This is a genomic window from Streptomyces sp. NPDC001927, assembly GCF_053594455.1.
On sequence record NZ_JBSFEN010000003.1, the window covers coordinates 660,747 to 676,793 of the forward strand.

At 69.5% G+C, this 16,047-nt stretch carries 8 protein-coding genes; 3 read left to right on the top strand and 5 right to left on the bottom strand.

Annotation, left to right across the window (positions count from 1 at the left end; all coding sequences use genetic code 11):
• Positions 1-69: 69 nt before the first annotated feature.
• From ACWCO8_RS10275 to ACWCO8_RS10285, 3 genes are all read left to right on the top strand, one after another.
• Entirely contained in the window at positions 70-3,273 is a 3,204-nt protein-coding gene (locus ACWCO8_RS10275; RefSeq protein WP_451031933.1) for an NB-ARC domain-containing protein, read from the top strand.
• Positions 3,274-3,493: 220 nt separating this feature from the next.
• A complete protein-coding gene (locus ACWCO8_RS10280) occupies positions 3,494-6,013 on the top strand; it encodes a hypothetical protein (protein ID WP_451031873.1) in 2,520 nt (839 codons plus the stop codon).
• Between the two features lie 103 nt (positions 6,014-6,116).
• Complete coding sequence (locus ACWCO8_RS10285; protein ID WP_451031874.1) at positions 6,117-6,776, top strand: MSMEG_1061 family FMN-dependent PPOX-type flavoprotein; 660 nt, start codon at positions 6,117-6,119, stop codon at positions 6,774-6,776.
• Positions 6,777-6,839: 63 nt separating this feature from the next.
• Here the strand turns inward: ACWCO8_RS10285 and ACWCO8_RS10290 are convergent, their stop codons facing one another.
• The 5 genes from ACWCO8_RS10290 to ACWCO8_RS10310 form a co-directional block, all read right to left on the bottom strand.
• Positions 6,840-11,051: a molybdopterin-dependent oxidoreductase gene (locus tag ACWCO8_RS10290; RefSeq protein ID WP_451031875.1), complete on the bottom strand. Its 4,212-nt coding sequence runs from the start codon at positions 11,049-11,051 to the stop codon at positions 6,840-6,842.
• 253 nt (positions 11,052-11,304) lie between these two features.
• Positions 11,305-11,895 carry an exonuclease gene (locus ACWCO8_RS10295; protein WP_451031876.1) on the bottom strand — a complete coding sequence of 197 codons (591 nt, stop codon included), beginning with the start codon at positions 11,893-11,895 and terminating at the stop codon, positions 11,305-11,307.
• A gap of 24 nt (positions 11,896-11,919) precedes the next feature.
• The gene (locus ACWCO8_RS10300) at positions 11,920-12,162 is read right to left on the bottom strand and encodes a hypothetical protein (RefSeq protein WP_451031877.1); all 243 of its coding nucleotides are present in this window, start codon (positions 12,160-12,162) and stop codon (positions 11,920-11,922) included.
• A 67-nt stretch (positions 12,163-12,229) separates the two neighbouring features.
• The gene (locus ACWCO8_RS10305) at positions 12,230-13,258 is read right to left on the bottom strand and encodes a hypothetical protein (protein WP_451031878.1); all 1,029 of its coding nucleotides are present in this window, start codon (positions 13,256-13,258) and stop codon (positions 12,230-12,232) included.
• Positions 13,255-16,008 carry an ATP-binding protein gene (locus ACWCO8_RS10310; protein WP_451031879.1) on the bottom strand — a complete coding sequence of 918 codons (2,754 nt, stop codon included), beginning with the start codon at positions 16,006-16,008 and terminating at the stop codon, positions 13,255-13,257. Before ACWCO8_RS10310 ends, ACWCO8_RS10305 begins: the two co-directional genes overlap by 4 nt.
• Between the last annotated feature and the right edge of the window lie 39 nt (positions 16,009-16,047).

A 16,047-nucleotide genomic window follows, 5' to 3' on the forward strand; every position in this document is an offset into this window, starting at 1 on the left:
GTGCCGTCCCCGGCGGCTGTTCCGGAGTGGTTCGTGGACAGGGCCCAGACCCGGGCCGTGGCCGCGGCAGTGTGCCGTGGGGGGCGCGCGGTCGGTATCACCACGTCTCTTTGGGGGGCGGGCGGGTTCGGTAAGACGATGTTGGCGAACGCGGTCTGTGCCCGCAGGAAGGTGCGGCGGCACTTCCATGACCGGATCTACTCGGTAACCATCGGTCGGGACGTCCGGGGGCGGGCAGCTGTGGCTGCCAAGGTCGCCGAAGTGACCCGCTTCATCACCGGTGACACCACTGAATTCGATGACCCCGACCTGGCCGGTGCCCATCTCGGGCGGCTTCTCGACCAAAGACCCCGCACCCTGCTCGTTCTCGATGACGTGTGGGATCAGAACCAGCTTGCTCCCTTTCTGGTGGGGGGCCGACGCTGCGTCCGGTTGGTCACCACCCGCAGCCCAGCCCTGCTGCCGCCCGATGCCCGTGCCATTCAGGTCGACCAGATGTCAGAGGCCCAGGCCAGGTCGGTGCTCGTCTGGAATCTCCCGCCCCTGCCCCCAGCTCTGGTGGACGCTCTCCTGCGAGCCAGCGGCCGATGGGCGCTACTGCTGCGTCTGATCAACCGACTGATCGCCGAGCAGTGCGCCAGCGGAGCCGACCCCGTCGCCACCGCCGAGCGCACCCTGCACCGGCTGCGCGACCGGGGACCCGAAGCCGTGGACGCCCCTGCGGTCGCCTGGAACCTCGACGATCCTCGCCAGCGTAACCAGGCGGTCAAAGCATCGATCGAGGCCGCGACCACTCTCCTGCCGCCCGGCGGTCCGGACCGCTTCGCCGAACTCGGAACCTTCGCCGAGGACGAGTCCATTCCCATCCCGGTCGTCGCTCAGCTGTGGCACGCGAGCGGCGGACTGAGCGAGGAACGGACCCGCACGCTGTGCCGAGACCTGGAACGGCTTTCCCTCATCTTCCTCGACCAGGGGGACAACGGGAGTGTCAGAATTCACGACGTCGTCCGCGACTACCTTCGCAGCGCTCTCGGTCCGGGCGGCCTGACCCGCACCCATGCACTCCTGGTCGACGCCGTCGCCGCTCGTCTGGACCCGGCCGAGCCCCTCGTGCCCAACCAGCCTGATCCCGGCCGCACCTGGTGGCACCTCACAGACAGCTACCTGCTCGACCACCTCATCGACCATCTCGTGGCGGCCGGACGCGTCACTCTGGCCGAGGCGGTCGCCGGGGACCTGCGCTGGGTGGAGTCACGCCTCGCCCAGCGCGGCCCCACCGCTCCGTGGACCGACCTCACCCGCATCGACACCCCTCACACGCGTCCCCTCGCACACAGCCTCGCGCAAATCAACCACCTGCTGTCTCCCACCGAACCGCCCCAGGCACTCAACAACGTCCTGCACACGCGCCTCGGTACCCACCCGCACTGGCAGCCACAGATCACCAGCCGCCACAACGACCTCGCCCAACGCCCCTGTCTCGAAGCCCTGTGGCCGCTGCCCGACGCCCCCACGCCGGCGCTCCAGCGGACCTTCACCGGACACTCCAGCGAACTGAATGCGTTGGCGATCTCGCCGGACGGGGCCTGGCTCGCCACCGCCGGCCACGACAACACCGTGCGGATCTGGGACTGGGCCACGGCGTCCTGCACCACCATCTTGGCCGGTCACGGCAGCGTGGTGACGTCAGTGGCGATCTCACCGGACGGAGCCTGGCTCGCCACCACCAGTCGGGGAGGAACGCTCCGGATCTGGGACCGTGCGACCGGAGTCTGCACCGTGACGCGCTCCGGCCACATCGGCGGAGCGACCTCGGTGGCCATCTCGCCGGACGGAGCCTGGCTGGCCACCACCAGCGGCCAAGAGGGAACGGTACGGATCTGGGACCGGGCCACGGCCTCCTGCACCACGACCTTGATCGGCCACACCAGCGAGGTGACTTCGGTGGCGATCTCGCCGGACGGGGCCTGGATCGCAACGTCCAGCCACGACAGGACGGTACGGATCTGGGATCAGGCCACGGCTTCCTGCACCGCCGTCCTCACCGACCACACCAGCGTCGTCAGTTCCGTGGCATTCTCGCCGAACGGAACCTGGCTCGCCACCGCCGGCCACGACAAGACCGTACGGATCTGGGACCGAGCCACAGCTTCCTGCACCGCGATCCTCACCGGCCACACCAGCGCGGTGAGTTCCGTGGCGATCTCACCGGATGGCGATTGGCTCGCCACCACCGGCCACGACAGAACGGTCCGGATCTGGGACCGAGCCATGGCCTCCTGCACCGCCGTCCTCACCGGCCACACCAGCACGGTGAGTTCCGTGGCCATCTCACCGAACGGAACCTGGCTCGCCACCACCGGCCACGACAAGACCGTACGGATCTGGGACCCAAGCTTCGCCCAGACCACTTCCAATCCCAGCCACTCCGGTGCAGTGAGTTCGGTGGCCTTCTCACGGGATGGCGATTGGCTCGCCACTGCCGGTCGCGACGAGACCGTACGGATCTGGGACCGAGCCACGGTCTCCTGCACCGCCACCCTCACCGGCCACACCAGCACGGTGAGTTCCGTGGCGATCTCACCGGATGGCGATTGGCTCGCCACCACCGGCCACGACAGAACGGTCCGGATCTGGGACCGAGCCACGCGCACCTGCACCGCCACCCTCACCGGCCACACCAGTGCAGTGAACTCGGTGGCCATCTCGCCGAACGGAGCCTGGCTCGCCAGCGCCGGCCACGACAAAACCATACGGATCTGGAACCGAGCCACGCACACCTGCCATGCCACCCTCACCGGCCACACCAGTGCAGTGAACTCGGTGGCCATCTCACCGAGCGGAACCTGGCTCGCCACCACCAGCCAGGACAAGACCATGCAGATCTGGGCCGGGGACACCGGCGTCGCCACCCAGACCCATGTCAATCACACCAGCTGGGTGAGCTCGGTGGCGATCTCGCCGGACGGAACCTGGCTCGCCACCGCCGGCCACGACAAGACCGTACGCATCTCGAATCGAGCCACGGCCTCCCGCACGGGAATTCTCACCGGCCACACCAGCGAAGTGACTTCGGTGGCGATCTCGCCGGACGGGGCCTGGATCGCCACCACCAGTCTCGATGCGACCGTGCGGATCTGGAGGGCAGTGGATGGGGACGTCGCGGTCATCATGCGAGCCGAGGGGGAACTGTACGCATGCGCGTGGGGCCCCGCCAACGAACTCGCGGTAGGGGGCGCACGGGGGCTGTACCTCTTGAAACTGCGCGTCTGAAGCGGCCGCGGCACCGAGACGACCGGACTCACGCAGTCGGCGCGGGCTACAGCGGGACGCGGGCGACCAGGGCGGCCAGCAGGGCGCAGGACGTCGCGGCGGCCCAGAACGTTGACGGGTCGATCTGTGCTTGCGCTTCTGGTCCGCGGCGGACACGGGAGCCAAGTCGGCCTGAATCGCGTCATGCATGTGTCAGATCTCGCTCGAGAAAGAAGACACGATGCTCAGACAGAGGCTGCGGTCGGCACTCTCCGCACTGACCGGCACCCTGGTGGCCGGCGCGTTAGTCGCCCTGACGCCACACGTCGCGCAGGCCGACGAACCGCCTTTGCCCCTGCCCTCTCCCTCCTCCTGCAACCCGGGTCCTTGGAATCTGACCCAGCACTACGAGGAGTTCGCGCCGGCCGACGGGCCCTGGCGGGTGGCGCCCGGAGACAACCTCGAGGTGACCGTCACCAAGTCCCGCACCATCGAGGTCGGCGCCCAGCTCACCGTCGGCGTATCGGCCGAGTGGGCCGTGGCCAAGGTCAACGCCGAGCTCGGGATCAGCACGAAGGTCTCATGGACGAGTTCGGTGGGCCTGAAGACCAACACCAACTCCCCGGCCCACGAGCTGACCCACGTCTACTACGGCGTCTTCACCGAACGCGTCCTCATGGAGCGGACTTGGTCCCCGGCAGGGTGCAACAAGGGGTGGCCGTACACGCTTCAGAACTTCCAGAGCGCCATGTGGCTGCAGCTCCCGAAGAGCGAAGGATTCAAGAAGGTCTCGATGCCCCTGGGGCGGGGCGGGGTGGGGACACCCGGTACGACCAACCCGCCCGCTCCGCCGCAGCCTCAGCCGGTGACGTCGGTCCACGGCCTTGCCGACGGCACGCTCCTGCACACCACGGACACCCGGCGCATCTACAAGATGGTCGGTGGCGCTCCGGTCTGGCAGGCCACGTGTGACAGCGGCATCTGCGACTCCCCGCCACGACCGACGACCCAGTCGGTCATCGACGCGGGGCCGAAGACCCCGCGCAACGGCTCGTCGGCCATCGACCAGCGCGGCCGGATCTATATCTACGTCGGCGGTGCGCCGCTGCATCAGTCGCACTGCAACTCCCCGGTCAACTGCGGCAGACCGCCGAAGATCTCGGACTGGTCGATCGACGCCCGTGACCACATGAACCAGGTCCCGGCCGACGGCAATCTGCTCCAGGGCTGGAACGGCGGCAACGGGACACCCGTCGCGCAGACCGTCGGCGGGGCGCGGCTCAACTTCGGCAGCCCGCAGGAAGTCATCGACACCGGCTTCGGCACGGACTGGGCCTCCAAGGTCGTCATCGTGTCGGACTACTCGTTCAACAACCTCGGCACGATCCCGGCGGACGGCACGCTCGTCCAGGGCACGGGCGGCGGTGCCTCGACGCCGGTGGCCATGTTCGTGGCCGGCTCGCGCATCAATTTCGCCTCGCCCGAGGAAGTGGTCGAGACGGGGTACGGGACGAACTGGCGCCAGAAGGTACGCGCGATCCCGAGCCGTGCCTTCAACGAGTTCCACGCCGACATCCCGCCGGACGGCTCGCTCGTCCAGGGCATCGCGAACGGCGTACCGACGCCTGTGGCCATAATGCTCGGCGGTGCGCGGATCAATTTCGGCTCGCCGCAGGAGGTCATCGACTCCGGCTTCGGTACGGACTGGGCGTCGAAGGTCCGGACGGTGCCGACGCGCGCGTTCAACATGATCCGCGCCGACGTGCCCGACGACGGCACGCTGGTCCAGGGAACGGGTGGGAATTCGCCCGTCGCCGCGATCATCGGCGGCGCGCGGGTCAACTTCGCCTCGCCGCAGGAGGTCATCGACTCCGGCTTCGGCACCGATTGGGCGTCGAAGGTCCGTGCGCTGCCCGCCCGGGCGTTCAGCCTGATCCCCGACCGGATCGGGGACGGCACGCGGGTGAAGAAGGCCGGTGCCACGTCGCAGGCCGGCATCGTCGGGGGCGCGAAGGTGCCGTTCGCGTCGATGGACGAGCTGATCGCCTGCGGGTTCGGGGACAAGCGGATGTGGACCATCCCCGACCGCGTGTGGGACGCGCTCACGACCGAGATCGCGGACGGCACCCGGCTGAAGAAGGCGGGGTGGTCGTCGGAGGCCGCGGTCGTCGGCGGTGCGAGGGTGGACTTCTGGACGGAAGCCGAACGCAACGACGCCGGCTACGGCGGCGTCATGCTCCAGTACATCCCGGCCCGGGTGTGGGACGCGATGACGACCAGGATCGCGGACGGCACGCGCATCGCGAAGAGCGGGTGGTCGTCGGAGGCCGCGGTCGTCGGCGGTGCGAGGGTCGACTTCTGGACGGAAGCCGAACGCAACGACGCCGGCTACGGCGGCAAGCCTCGCCAGGTCGTCCCGATCCGGGTCTGGGACGCGCTCCCGCAGCGGATCGCGGACGGCACGCGGGTGAAGAAGGCCAGCACCACGTCGCAGGCCGGGATCATCGGCGGGGCGAAGGTACCGTTCGCGTCGATGGACGAACTGATCGCCTCCGGGTTCGGCAACAAGCCGATGTGGACCGTCCCCGACCGGGTCTGGAACGCGCTCCCGACACGGTTCGCGGACAACACCCTGCTCAAGTCACCTGAATCAGCAACGGTTTGGCGGGTGGTCGACGGCAGGAAGGCCCAGATCACCGATCCGGCCGCCACCGTATGGGTCGTCCCCCAGCGCATTCTGGACGCCATTCCAGAAGGCTGACCCTCACAGGCGGCATGGCGGGGCCAGGGAGGGTGTTCCTTCCCTGGCCCCGCTTCGTTGTCGACGACGGGCGGATCGCAGGTCAGCCCGTAGGGTCGGGGGCATGACGACTTCTCTCGCCGGCAGTGCCTTCGACTCGCTCCGCCTTGACGCCGTGCCCGATCAGGACACCTTGCGCCGGATCTACGAACGTCCCAAGGACGCGGCCATGCGCAAGCAGATGACCGAACTCACGGAGCAGACGAGGCAGTTGATCGGCTGCTCGTCGTTGGTTCTGGTCGCCAGCACGGACGCCGAGGGAAATTGTGACGTGTCCCCGCGCGGCGGCCCCGCCGGGTTCGTCGCCGTCCTGGACGCACGGACGGTGGCGATACCGGACGCGACAGGCAACAAGCGCCTGGACACCCTGCGGAACGTCGTCGCCACCGGGCGGGCCGGGCTGCTGTTCGTCATCCCGGGGCGCACCACGACGCTCAGGGTGAACGGCCGGGCCTGCGTCTCCACCCGCCCGGAGCTGCTGTCGCAGCTGACCGCCGTGGGCAAGCCGCCGGTCAGTGCGCTGGTGCTGGGGATCGAGGAGGTCTACCCGCACTGTCCCAAGTCGCTCCTGCGCGGCGCGGCCTGGAAGCCGGAGCAGTGGCTGCCCGCGGACGCCCAGCCGACGTCGGCCGAGGTGACGCTGGCCCAGCTGCGGATGCCGGAGCTGACCATCGCCGACATCCAGCAGGCGGAGGCGGATTCGCTGAAGTACCGGTACGAGTAACGGGCTGGTGCTGGCGCTCAGTAGACGTCGGTACCCGTACGAGTATCGGGTCGGCACCGGCCGTCAGTAGACGTCGCGGACGTAGCGATGGTCCGAGGCCAGGCGGCGGACGTAGGCGGCGGCCTCGTCCTCGGTCAGGCCGCCGTGCGTGGCGGCGATGTCCCTGAGGGCGCGGTCGACGTCCTTGGCCATGCGGGAGGCGTCGCCGCAGACGTAGAAGTGGGCGCCGTCCTGGAGCCACTGCCACAGGCGGGGGCCGTGTTCGCGCATGCGGTCCTGGACGTAGACCTTGTTGCGCTGGTCACGGGAGAAGGCGAGGTCGAGGCGGTCGAGGTGGCCGGACGCCCGGTACGCCTGCAGTTCCTCGCGGTAGTAGGAGTCGGTGGCCTGGCGCTGTTCGCCGAAGAAGAGCCAGTTGGGGCCGGTGTGGCCGCGGGCCTGGCGGTCCTCGAGGAACCCGACGAAGGGGGCGACGCCGGTTCCGGGTCCGACCATGATCATGGGGGTGGCCGGGTCGGCCGGCGGCCGGAAGTGCGCCGAACGCTGGACGAAGACCTGGACCGGGCCGTCGTCGGCGTGGTCGGCGAGGTAGGTGGAGCAGACGCCCTTGCGGTCGTGGCCGAGGCTGTTGGTGTAGCGGAGGACGGAGACGGTGAGGCGGACCTCGCCGGGGTGGGCGAGCGGGCTGGAGGATATCGAGTACAGGCGCGGCTGGAGGCGCTTGAGGACGCCCGCCCATTCCGATGCCGAGGCACGGACGGGGAAGGCGGCGATGACGTCGGCGGCCTGTCGGCCCCAACTCCACTGCGCGAGGGCGTCCTTGTTGTCGGTCCGCAGCAGGCGCTTCAGGTCGTGGTTGCCGGTGCGTTCCGTCACGAACCTCAGCAGGTCGGTGGTGATGCGGGCGATGTCCAGGCGGGTGCGCAGGGCTTCTTCGAAGGGGAGGGGTATGTCATCGCCGAGGTCGACGGGTTCGTCGGGGTCGAGGCCGGTGAGGGCGAGCCACTCGGCGACGAGCGGGGCGCCGTTCGCGGGCCAGACGCCGAGGGCGTCGCCCGCTTCGTAGGCGAGTTCGCCGCCACGGGTGTCGAAGGCGAACTGCCGGACCTCCTTCTCGGAACCGGGCAGGCTCAGCAGCCGGTTGCCGACGAGGAGCGTGGCGAAGGGGGATGCCTTGGTGAAGCCCGGCGATGACGGTGCCGGTGCCGGTTCTGGTGACGGCTCCGGTGCCGGTTTCGCAGGGGAGACGACCGGAGCGGTCGTGGCCAGGGCGGTGACGACCTGGCCGAGCCACTGTTCGGCGGGCTCCTCGAAGTCGGGCTCGCAATCGGTACGGGGGACGAGCCGGGTGGCGCCGAGGGCGTCGAAGCGTTCGTCGAGGCGGCGGCCGTGGCCGCAGAAGTCGGCGTAGGCGGAGTCGCCGAAGGCGAGGACCGCGTAGCGGACCCCCTCCAACCGTGCCGCGTCCGGAGCCGAGAGCGCCTGCCAGAAAGCGGCGCCGTTGTCCGGGGCGTCGCCGTCGCCGAACGTGCTGGTGACGAGGAGGACGTCGGTGTCCGGTGTGAGGTGTGCCGGGGAGGCGTCGGCCATCGGCAGCAGTTCGGCGGCACGGCCGGACTCGGCGAACCGGGAGGCGGCGGCCACGGCGAACTCCTCGGCGCTGCCGGTCTGCGAGGCCCACAGGATGACCAGGCGGCGGGTCGGCCGCGCCGGGGCGCCGGACTGCGCGGGTAGCGGACCCGGTACGACAGTAAGAGACGCGGTCGCACGGGAGAAGATGCCGGCGAGCACACCGTCGGCCCACAGGGCGTTGTCCGCGGTGAGCGGTGCCCCCGGCGGCAGGACGGGCACTCCTGCATCGGGCGGGGCGACGGCGAGGCCGGAGAGGAATCCGGACAGATACCGGCGCTCCGGCTCGGCCAGGGCCGCGGGGGCGAGGTCGCTGACGCCGAAGAGAGTGGCGAGCGCGTCGAGGCGCGAGTCCGCCGGGGGCGCCACGGCAGGCGTCGCCGCCGGGAGGGCGGTTACGGACGTTCCTTGCTGGGCGGCGGGCTCGGGCTGGCCGCTCGGGCGCGTCGCCGTGACGGGGGCGGCCGTCTTGGCGAGGGTGACGGCGCAGACCTTGAGCTCGGGCTGGAAGGAGATCGGGTCGACGGCGTCGTTGGTGACGGCGTTGATGCTGAGGTATTCGCCGAACAGGTCGTTCCAGTGAAAGGGCGCGAAGCAGGTGCCCGGCCGGACCCGGTCGGTGAGCACGGCGGGCAGGACGGCCCGCCCACGGCGGGAGGCGACCTCCAGGTGGTCGCCCTCGACGACACCCAGCCTGCCGGCGTCTTCGGGATGGACCTCCACGAACGGCCCGGGGTTGAGCCTGTTGAGCTTGGCCACCTTGCCGGTCTTCGTCATGGTGTGCCACTGGTGCTGCAGACGGCCGGTGTTGAGGACGAACGGGTAGTCGTCGTCGGGGAGTTCGGCCGCGGGCAGGTGGGGGCGGCCGAAGAACTGGGCGCGTCCGCTCGCGGTCGGGAAGGCCAGCCGGGGGCGTGTCCCGTCCTCGCGTTCCAGGAGGGTCTGGCTGACGCCGTCGTTGAGGTAGCGGATCGGATTGCGGTCCGGGCCGTCGGCGGTGGGCGCCGGCCACTGGACGGGGGTTGTGCGCAGCCGTTCGTACGTCACACCGCGCAGGTCCCAGCCGGTCTTGGGGTTCCACGCCTGCTTGAGCTCCTCGAAGACCTCCTCCGAGGAGGAGTACGTGAACGCTTCGGCGAAGCCCATCTCGCACGCCACCCGGGCGATCAACTGCCAGTCGGGCAGCGCCTGCACGGGCGGGTCGACGACACCGGGCACGAGGGTGAGGTTCCGCTCGGAGTTGATCATGACGCCGTCGGACTCCGCCCACAGCGTCGCGGGCAGGACGACGTCGGCGTAGGCATTGGTCTCGGTCTCGGCGAAGACGTCCTGGGTGATGACGAGTTCGGCGGCCTCCAGGCCGGCGATGACGGTCTTGCGGTTGCCGACGGAGGCGACGGGGTTCGTGCAGATGATCCAGCACGCCTTGATGTCACCGGCGGCCATCTGCTCGAACATCTCGACCGTTCCGCGCCCGACCTCGGTCCGCAGGGAGCCCTCCGGGATGTTCCACAGCCTCTCGATGAAGGCGCGCTCGGCCTCGACGAGGACCGAGCGCTGGCCGGGCAGTCCGGGACCCATGTAGCCCATCTCGCGCCCGCCCATCGCGTTGGGCTGGCCGGTCAGCGAGAACGGGCCCGATCCCGGGCGGCAGATGGCGCCGGTGGCGAGGTGCAGGTTGACCAGGGCGTTGGTGTTCCAGGTGCCGTGGGTGGACTGGTTCAGGCCCATGGTCCAGCAGCTCATCCACTCGCCGGCCTCGCCGATCCAGGCGGCGGCCTGCCGGATGTCGGCCTCCGGGATTCCGGTGATCTCCGCGACCTTCTCCGGCGGATAGTCCGCGAGGAACGCCGGCATCTCCTGCCAGCCCTCGGTGAACTCGGCGATGAACTCCTCGTCGGTGTGGCCGTTGGCGACAAGGAGGTGCAGCAGGCCGTTCAGCAGGGCGAGGTCGGTGCCCGGCTTGATCTGCAGGAAGAGGTCGGCCTTGTCGGCGGTGGCGTTGCGGCGCGGGTCGACGACGATCAGCTTGGCCCCGGCCGCCTTGATCCGGTCCATCATGCGCAGGAAGAGGATGGGGTGGCAGTCGGCCATGTTGGCACCGATGACGAAGAACGCGTCCGCGTGGTCGAAGTCCTGATAGGAGCCGGGCGGACCGTCCGCGCCCAGCGACAGCTTGTAGCCGGTGCCCGCCGACGCCATGCACAGCCGGGAGTTCGACTCGATCTGGTGGGTACGGACGAACCCCTTGGCCAGCTTGTTCGCCAGGTACTGCGCCTCCAGCGACATCTGGCCGCTGACGTAGAAGGACAGCGCGTCGGGCCCGTGCTCGTCCAGGATCGCCCGCAGCCGGCCGGCGACCGCGGCGATCGCCTCGTCCACGCCGGTCGCGACGGGCTCGCCACCCCGCTCGCCCCGCACCAGACCCGTGGAGAGCCGTCCGGCCGCAGCCATCATGTCCGCACTCGCGGCCCCCTTGGTGCACAGGCGCCCGAAGTTGGCGGGGTGCGCCTTGTCTCCCGACGTCTTCGCGACTCGACGGCGGCCGTCGGCAGGGTCCCGCGTGAGGTCGAGCACGATTCCACAGCCGACCCCGCAGTACGAGCAGACCGTGCGGACACTGCCGCCCTTCGAGCCAGATGCCACCGAAACTCCCACCCGCCGCGCGTGTACCGTCCCGAGCCGGGATGGACCCGTCGACGACGGACATCCCACGATCAGCACCGTAGGAAGATCGAATTTCCGGCCGGTCACACACCCGGAACGCCCCGGGTTACACCCCGCGCACACCCTGCGACCGGGCCGTGTGAGACACAAGATCCGCTCGCCGACCCAGCCTAGGACATCACCAACTGCCCCGGAGGCCGCAGCCCGCTCGCTCCCCGCCCCAACTCCTGGGTCAGTCGTCGGCGCCCCACCGCATCAGGTTCTGGAACAGCTCGGCCTGCTCGATCGCGTCGTCCAGGGCGTTGTGGGTATGGGCCCGCGAGGACAGCAGATGGGCGGGCATCGACCGCTTCGTCGCCCGATTGACCTGCACGGCGGCCTTGGCGGCGTACAGCGTCTTGATGTCCATGCAGCGGGAGTGCCCGAACGGCGAGCCGGCGTCCGCGAACCGCATGAAGTACCAGTACATCCACATCCAGTCGTACCCCAGCGGATACGCGACGAAGACCGGAACGGCCCCCAACTCCTCGGCCACCTTGCCGAGCCAGGCTGCCGCGGCATTCATCCCCTCGGCAGGCTCCCGCCCTTCCCGCGCCAACCGCCCCCGGTCAAGCCCACTGACCGCGAGTGCCTCCGGGTCGTAGCCGTCACTGATCGGCTTGAGCTCGGCGTAAAAGGTCCGCGCGGCAGGATCACTAGCCGTGAACCCGTCTCCGTCATGCACCCCCGCAACGGCAAGCCCGAAACTCGACATGGAAAACGGCCCGGGCACGGGCCCGTCGGCCTCCACATCGGCCGACACATAGAACTCGGCTTTCGCCATTGTCTTTTCTCCGCGTTCTGCGAGCTACGAGGGGGACTGAGCGGTGATCGTCATCCCGGCGCGGGCAGCGGCGTCGAGGATGCTCCTCCGCAGCTCCGTCACCTCTTCGGCGGGCAGCGGATCCCGTTCGTAGGTGAGTGACACCATCCAGTCGTCATCTGCGTACCGCCAAAGGGTCAGATCCACCCGACCCTCCGCCTTGGAGCGCAGCTCCCGCGTCCCGAACTCCTCGTCCCAGTCATCGTTGAGGCGGCCGCGCGGGGCCAACCCCACCTCCTCCCGGAATGCGGAGAGTCGAGCGCCGAGCTCTCCCTTCATTCGAATCTTCAGCTGGTTATTCATCTACGTCGCCTTTCGGACGGTTGATGATCCAATCGGTTTCACGGAAATGCGTGGAGATTCCCTTGCCCACGTCGGTCCTGTCCGGTGGGCCGTCCGACGAGAACAGAGCCGGAGCCACTTCGCGTCCGGTCTCCTCCTCCCAGCGTTCCTTCCACTCCTGCAGGGCGGGGAACGTCTGTCGGACGGTTTCCTTGTCCACAAAGTCGTACTTCGGGTGGATGACTGTGGGCCTCCGGTCGTCGGGGTCCGTGGCCTCCCACGTCTCCGTGGCCTTGTCGACCATCTCGCTGGAGGAAAGCTGAACATCGTAGTCGCTGGGCGGCTCGAACCCACCCTCCCCGTCGTCCACGCCCAGCAGATGCTTGGCATCGAAGGGTACCCGGGCAGGTCGTTCGGATTCCGGACGGTCACCCATCCAATCCTCAAGTCTGGACTGTGCTTCGGGTTGGTCGATCAGGTCCTGCTCGGAGGGGAAATCCTTGTGCGAACCGGAAAAGAACTGAGCCGATGACCCCTGCAGGCGGATATCCACTTGCTCCGGGTCGATCCCGTCCGCCGCGAGCGCGTCGTTCAGGCTGGATCTGAATTCGGTGAACTGTTCCGGGCTCATGCCGAGCGGCGCTTCGAAACGCTGCCAGGCCTCCACCTGTTCTTCGTCCAGACCCAGGTACTCCAGGTCCTCGGCCCGTATCTCGTATCCGGTGTCGTCGCACGGCCGACCCCGCACCCTGTCTCCCGAGTCGAGTTCCTCGACAGGGACGCGCCCGGCTTCGTCGATCAACCCGTCGGCCTGCGCCGCCTGCTTCCTGGCGGCAACGCCATCGACTGTGACGTCGGGGGCACCGGGCTCCTCCGGCTCCGCGGAGTCGTCGGACAGCGCGTCGTCGACATCCTCGCCCTCGACCGCCGCCGTCACCTCCTGCGGCTCCTCCGGCTCCCCGACGGGCTCCGGGGCGTCCGGCAGGCGGGAAGACGGAACGGCGTCCGCCGGAGTGGTCTCGGTCGCGTCGAGCTCGCTCATTTCGTGTCCCCCGTGGGCTGTTGAGACATGACCGGCTTACGAGGCCTGCGATCGAAGCACGCGAGCGTCCGCGCGAATCGTTTGGCCCACTCCTCCGACGGGTCCGTGCAGCCCACCAGCTTCTCCAGCACGGACGGTGCATAGCGCCCGTGGTAGAACTGCCGCGTCTTCGTCCCCTTGCGGGCCTTCCAGTGCGGCTCGGCGACCGGGCACGGGTCGTGGCCGTCGAGTTGCGCGCGCATCACCCAGGCGACGTGCTCGGCCAGGGCGTCGGGCGAGGACGGGGCTCCGACGCGGCTGTGGACCGCGCGGTCGACCGCCTGGCCGATGGCGCACTCCACCGTGCGCCGGTGCGCGGCCCAGTACGGGGCGAGGGCATGGCGCATGGCCTCCCCGGGGAGGGGCGTGGTCCAGCCCAGAAGGTGGGATGCCACCGCCATCTCCGCCCAGAGCGTGATCCGCAGCTCGTCCTCTTCGTTCAGGCGTTGCGCGGTACGCAGCTGCCGCAGCGTGCACGGGGCCGTGCCGCAGTCCGTACCACAGGCCCGGCTGCGCGTCGCGATCATGGCGGCCGGAGACGCCGGCCGGATGGCCGCCGCGTCCTCGCGGGCCGTGCCGTCCTGCATGCGGACCAGCAGCGGATAGTCCATGCCGTCGGTGAAGACGGCGGCCTCACCCGGCTTGAGCGTGACCAGGTACTCCGACTGCGCCTCGGTGATGTTCATGGTGGCGCCGACGGCCTCGCGATCGTCCTGGGCCGGGAGGCGATGGACGACCTTGGCCGCCGTGTTCTTGATGACGTCGGGGACGAGCTTGCTGGGGATCTGGTCGGCGATCACCAGGCCCTCGCCGTACGCCCGGATCTCGGCGAGCAGGCCGGCGAACATCTCCACGGCGTGCGAACTCGCCCCGCCCTCCTCCGACCGGCGCAGGAGCCTGTGGGCCTCCTCGAAGACGGTCAGGTGACGCAAGGGGAAGGAGAGGCGACGGGTCGTACGCTGCTCCATCCGCAGGTACTCGATGAGCCGGATCAGGATCGTCCCCATCAGGAACGCCTTGTCCTTGTCGTCCCCGACGTCCTCGATCTCGAAAACCACATTGCGCTTGAGGAGTTCACCGAAGTCGATGGGGTGGCCACCCTCCAGGAACCGACCCGTGGTTCCGAGCCGGAGACTGGCGAGCCGAATCTTGATGAAGCCCTGAACGTTGTCGGTGATCTCCTTGCCGTAGCCGATCTCCGACACGATCTGGAGGGCCGTGTGCTCCAGGTCCTCGAGCGTCGGATAGCGCGGCTCGGTCCCGCCGGCCTTTGGTTCGCCGAGGGTGAGATCCCACCCCAGGTCCTCGTAGCACCGGGTCAGAGCGGCGCTCAGTACCTGGGGGAACGGCTCCTGCGGGTCGAAGGAGGCGAGGAAGAGCGCGCGGACCATGTCCAGATGGGTCTGCAGCGGGAAGCGCTCGCCGCCCGCGAAGAGGGAGGGTTCCAGCGGGTTCAGCCCGGCGGGGAGGGCATCGCGGTCACCCGGCTTGATCACGATGACCTCGCCCTCGTCCCCCAGCCGCGCGGACATGAACCGGTACTCCGCCTTGGCCGGTTCGACGACCAGCCAGGGCAGCCCCTCACGCGTGGCGGCTTCGAGCAGTCCGCGGACCGTCTGGGACTTGCCGCCGCCCGTCGCGCCGCAGACGAAGGTGTGCCGGTTGAGCGTGGAGCGGGGCAGATCCAGATCACCCACGGGGCTGCGGTTGCGGTCCAGGATCGACCCCAGGCGGATCGGGGCGACGGGCGGGCGCGGGCCCGCGGCGTTCTCCGGGGTGACGTCGAACTCGGGACGGAGTGCGAACCGTATGCCGGGAATCTCCTGGGAGGGGGTACGGGCCACCGCAGCGAGCAGTTCCGAGCTCCCGTGGAAGGGGAAGCCCGAGGGCTCCGCCAGGGAAGCGCCCAGCAGGTTCGGCAGATCCGCCACCAAGCCGGTCGGCTTGAGCGCGTACGGCAGCCCTTCGAGGTCCGCCGACGCGCAGACAAGCGCCGCGACTCGCTGCGCGTCCTCGGCGGTGGCGGCTCCGGCCAGCAGACGTACCCGCCAGAGGCCGGTGGCCTCTGCCCGGGCCAGCTCCTTGTGCCTGTGTTCCAGTCGCGTGAGTTCGAGGCCGTACTCCGGTGAGCTCTCGGCCTTGGACTGCACGCGCCGCTGCCGGTCGGCCGTCTCGCCGACCATCTCGTCGAGCTCGTCCGCCGTGACCGGGTCGGCCACCACCAGCCAGGCGAAGGAGTCCTGCCACACGCCGAGAAGACTGTCCTCGAGGGTGGGGCGGACTCGGGACGTCCCCCGGTCCCGCGGCTCGTCCTCGACCAGCAGCCCGTCGGCGACGCCGGCGATGGCGGTCCAGTAGGGGAAGCGCGCCATGGCCTCACCGAAGGCTCCCTGCGGTGTGCGCCGCGCCCGGGCGCCCGCGGGGAGCCGGAGCAGGACGGTCTCCGGGTCGGTGGAGTCATCACTGCCGACGAGGGACGAGCCGCCGAGGAAGATGTCGACGGAGCGCGCGGCCGAAGGCCGGGACCAGCTGAGCAGGACACGTCCCGGAGGCGGGCCCGGGGGCAGTCCGGCGGCGACCGCGGGGCCGCTGGTGTGACAGGCGGAGACGAGCGCGGCGAACCGCTGGGCTCGCAGATCGTCCTCGCTGTCGGCAGGCCGGGAGGAGTCGGGCCTCGGGCGCGGCACTTCGGTCAGGCGATACGTCGGCATGCCCAGGATCGGGTGCCCTGCCTGGCTCTCGTGGGCGTT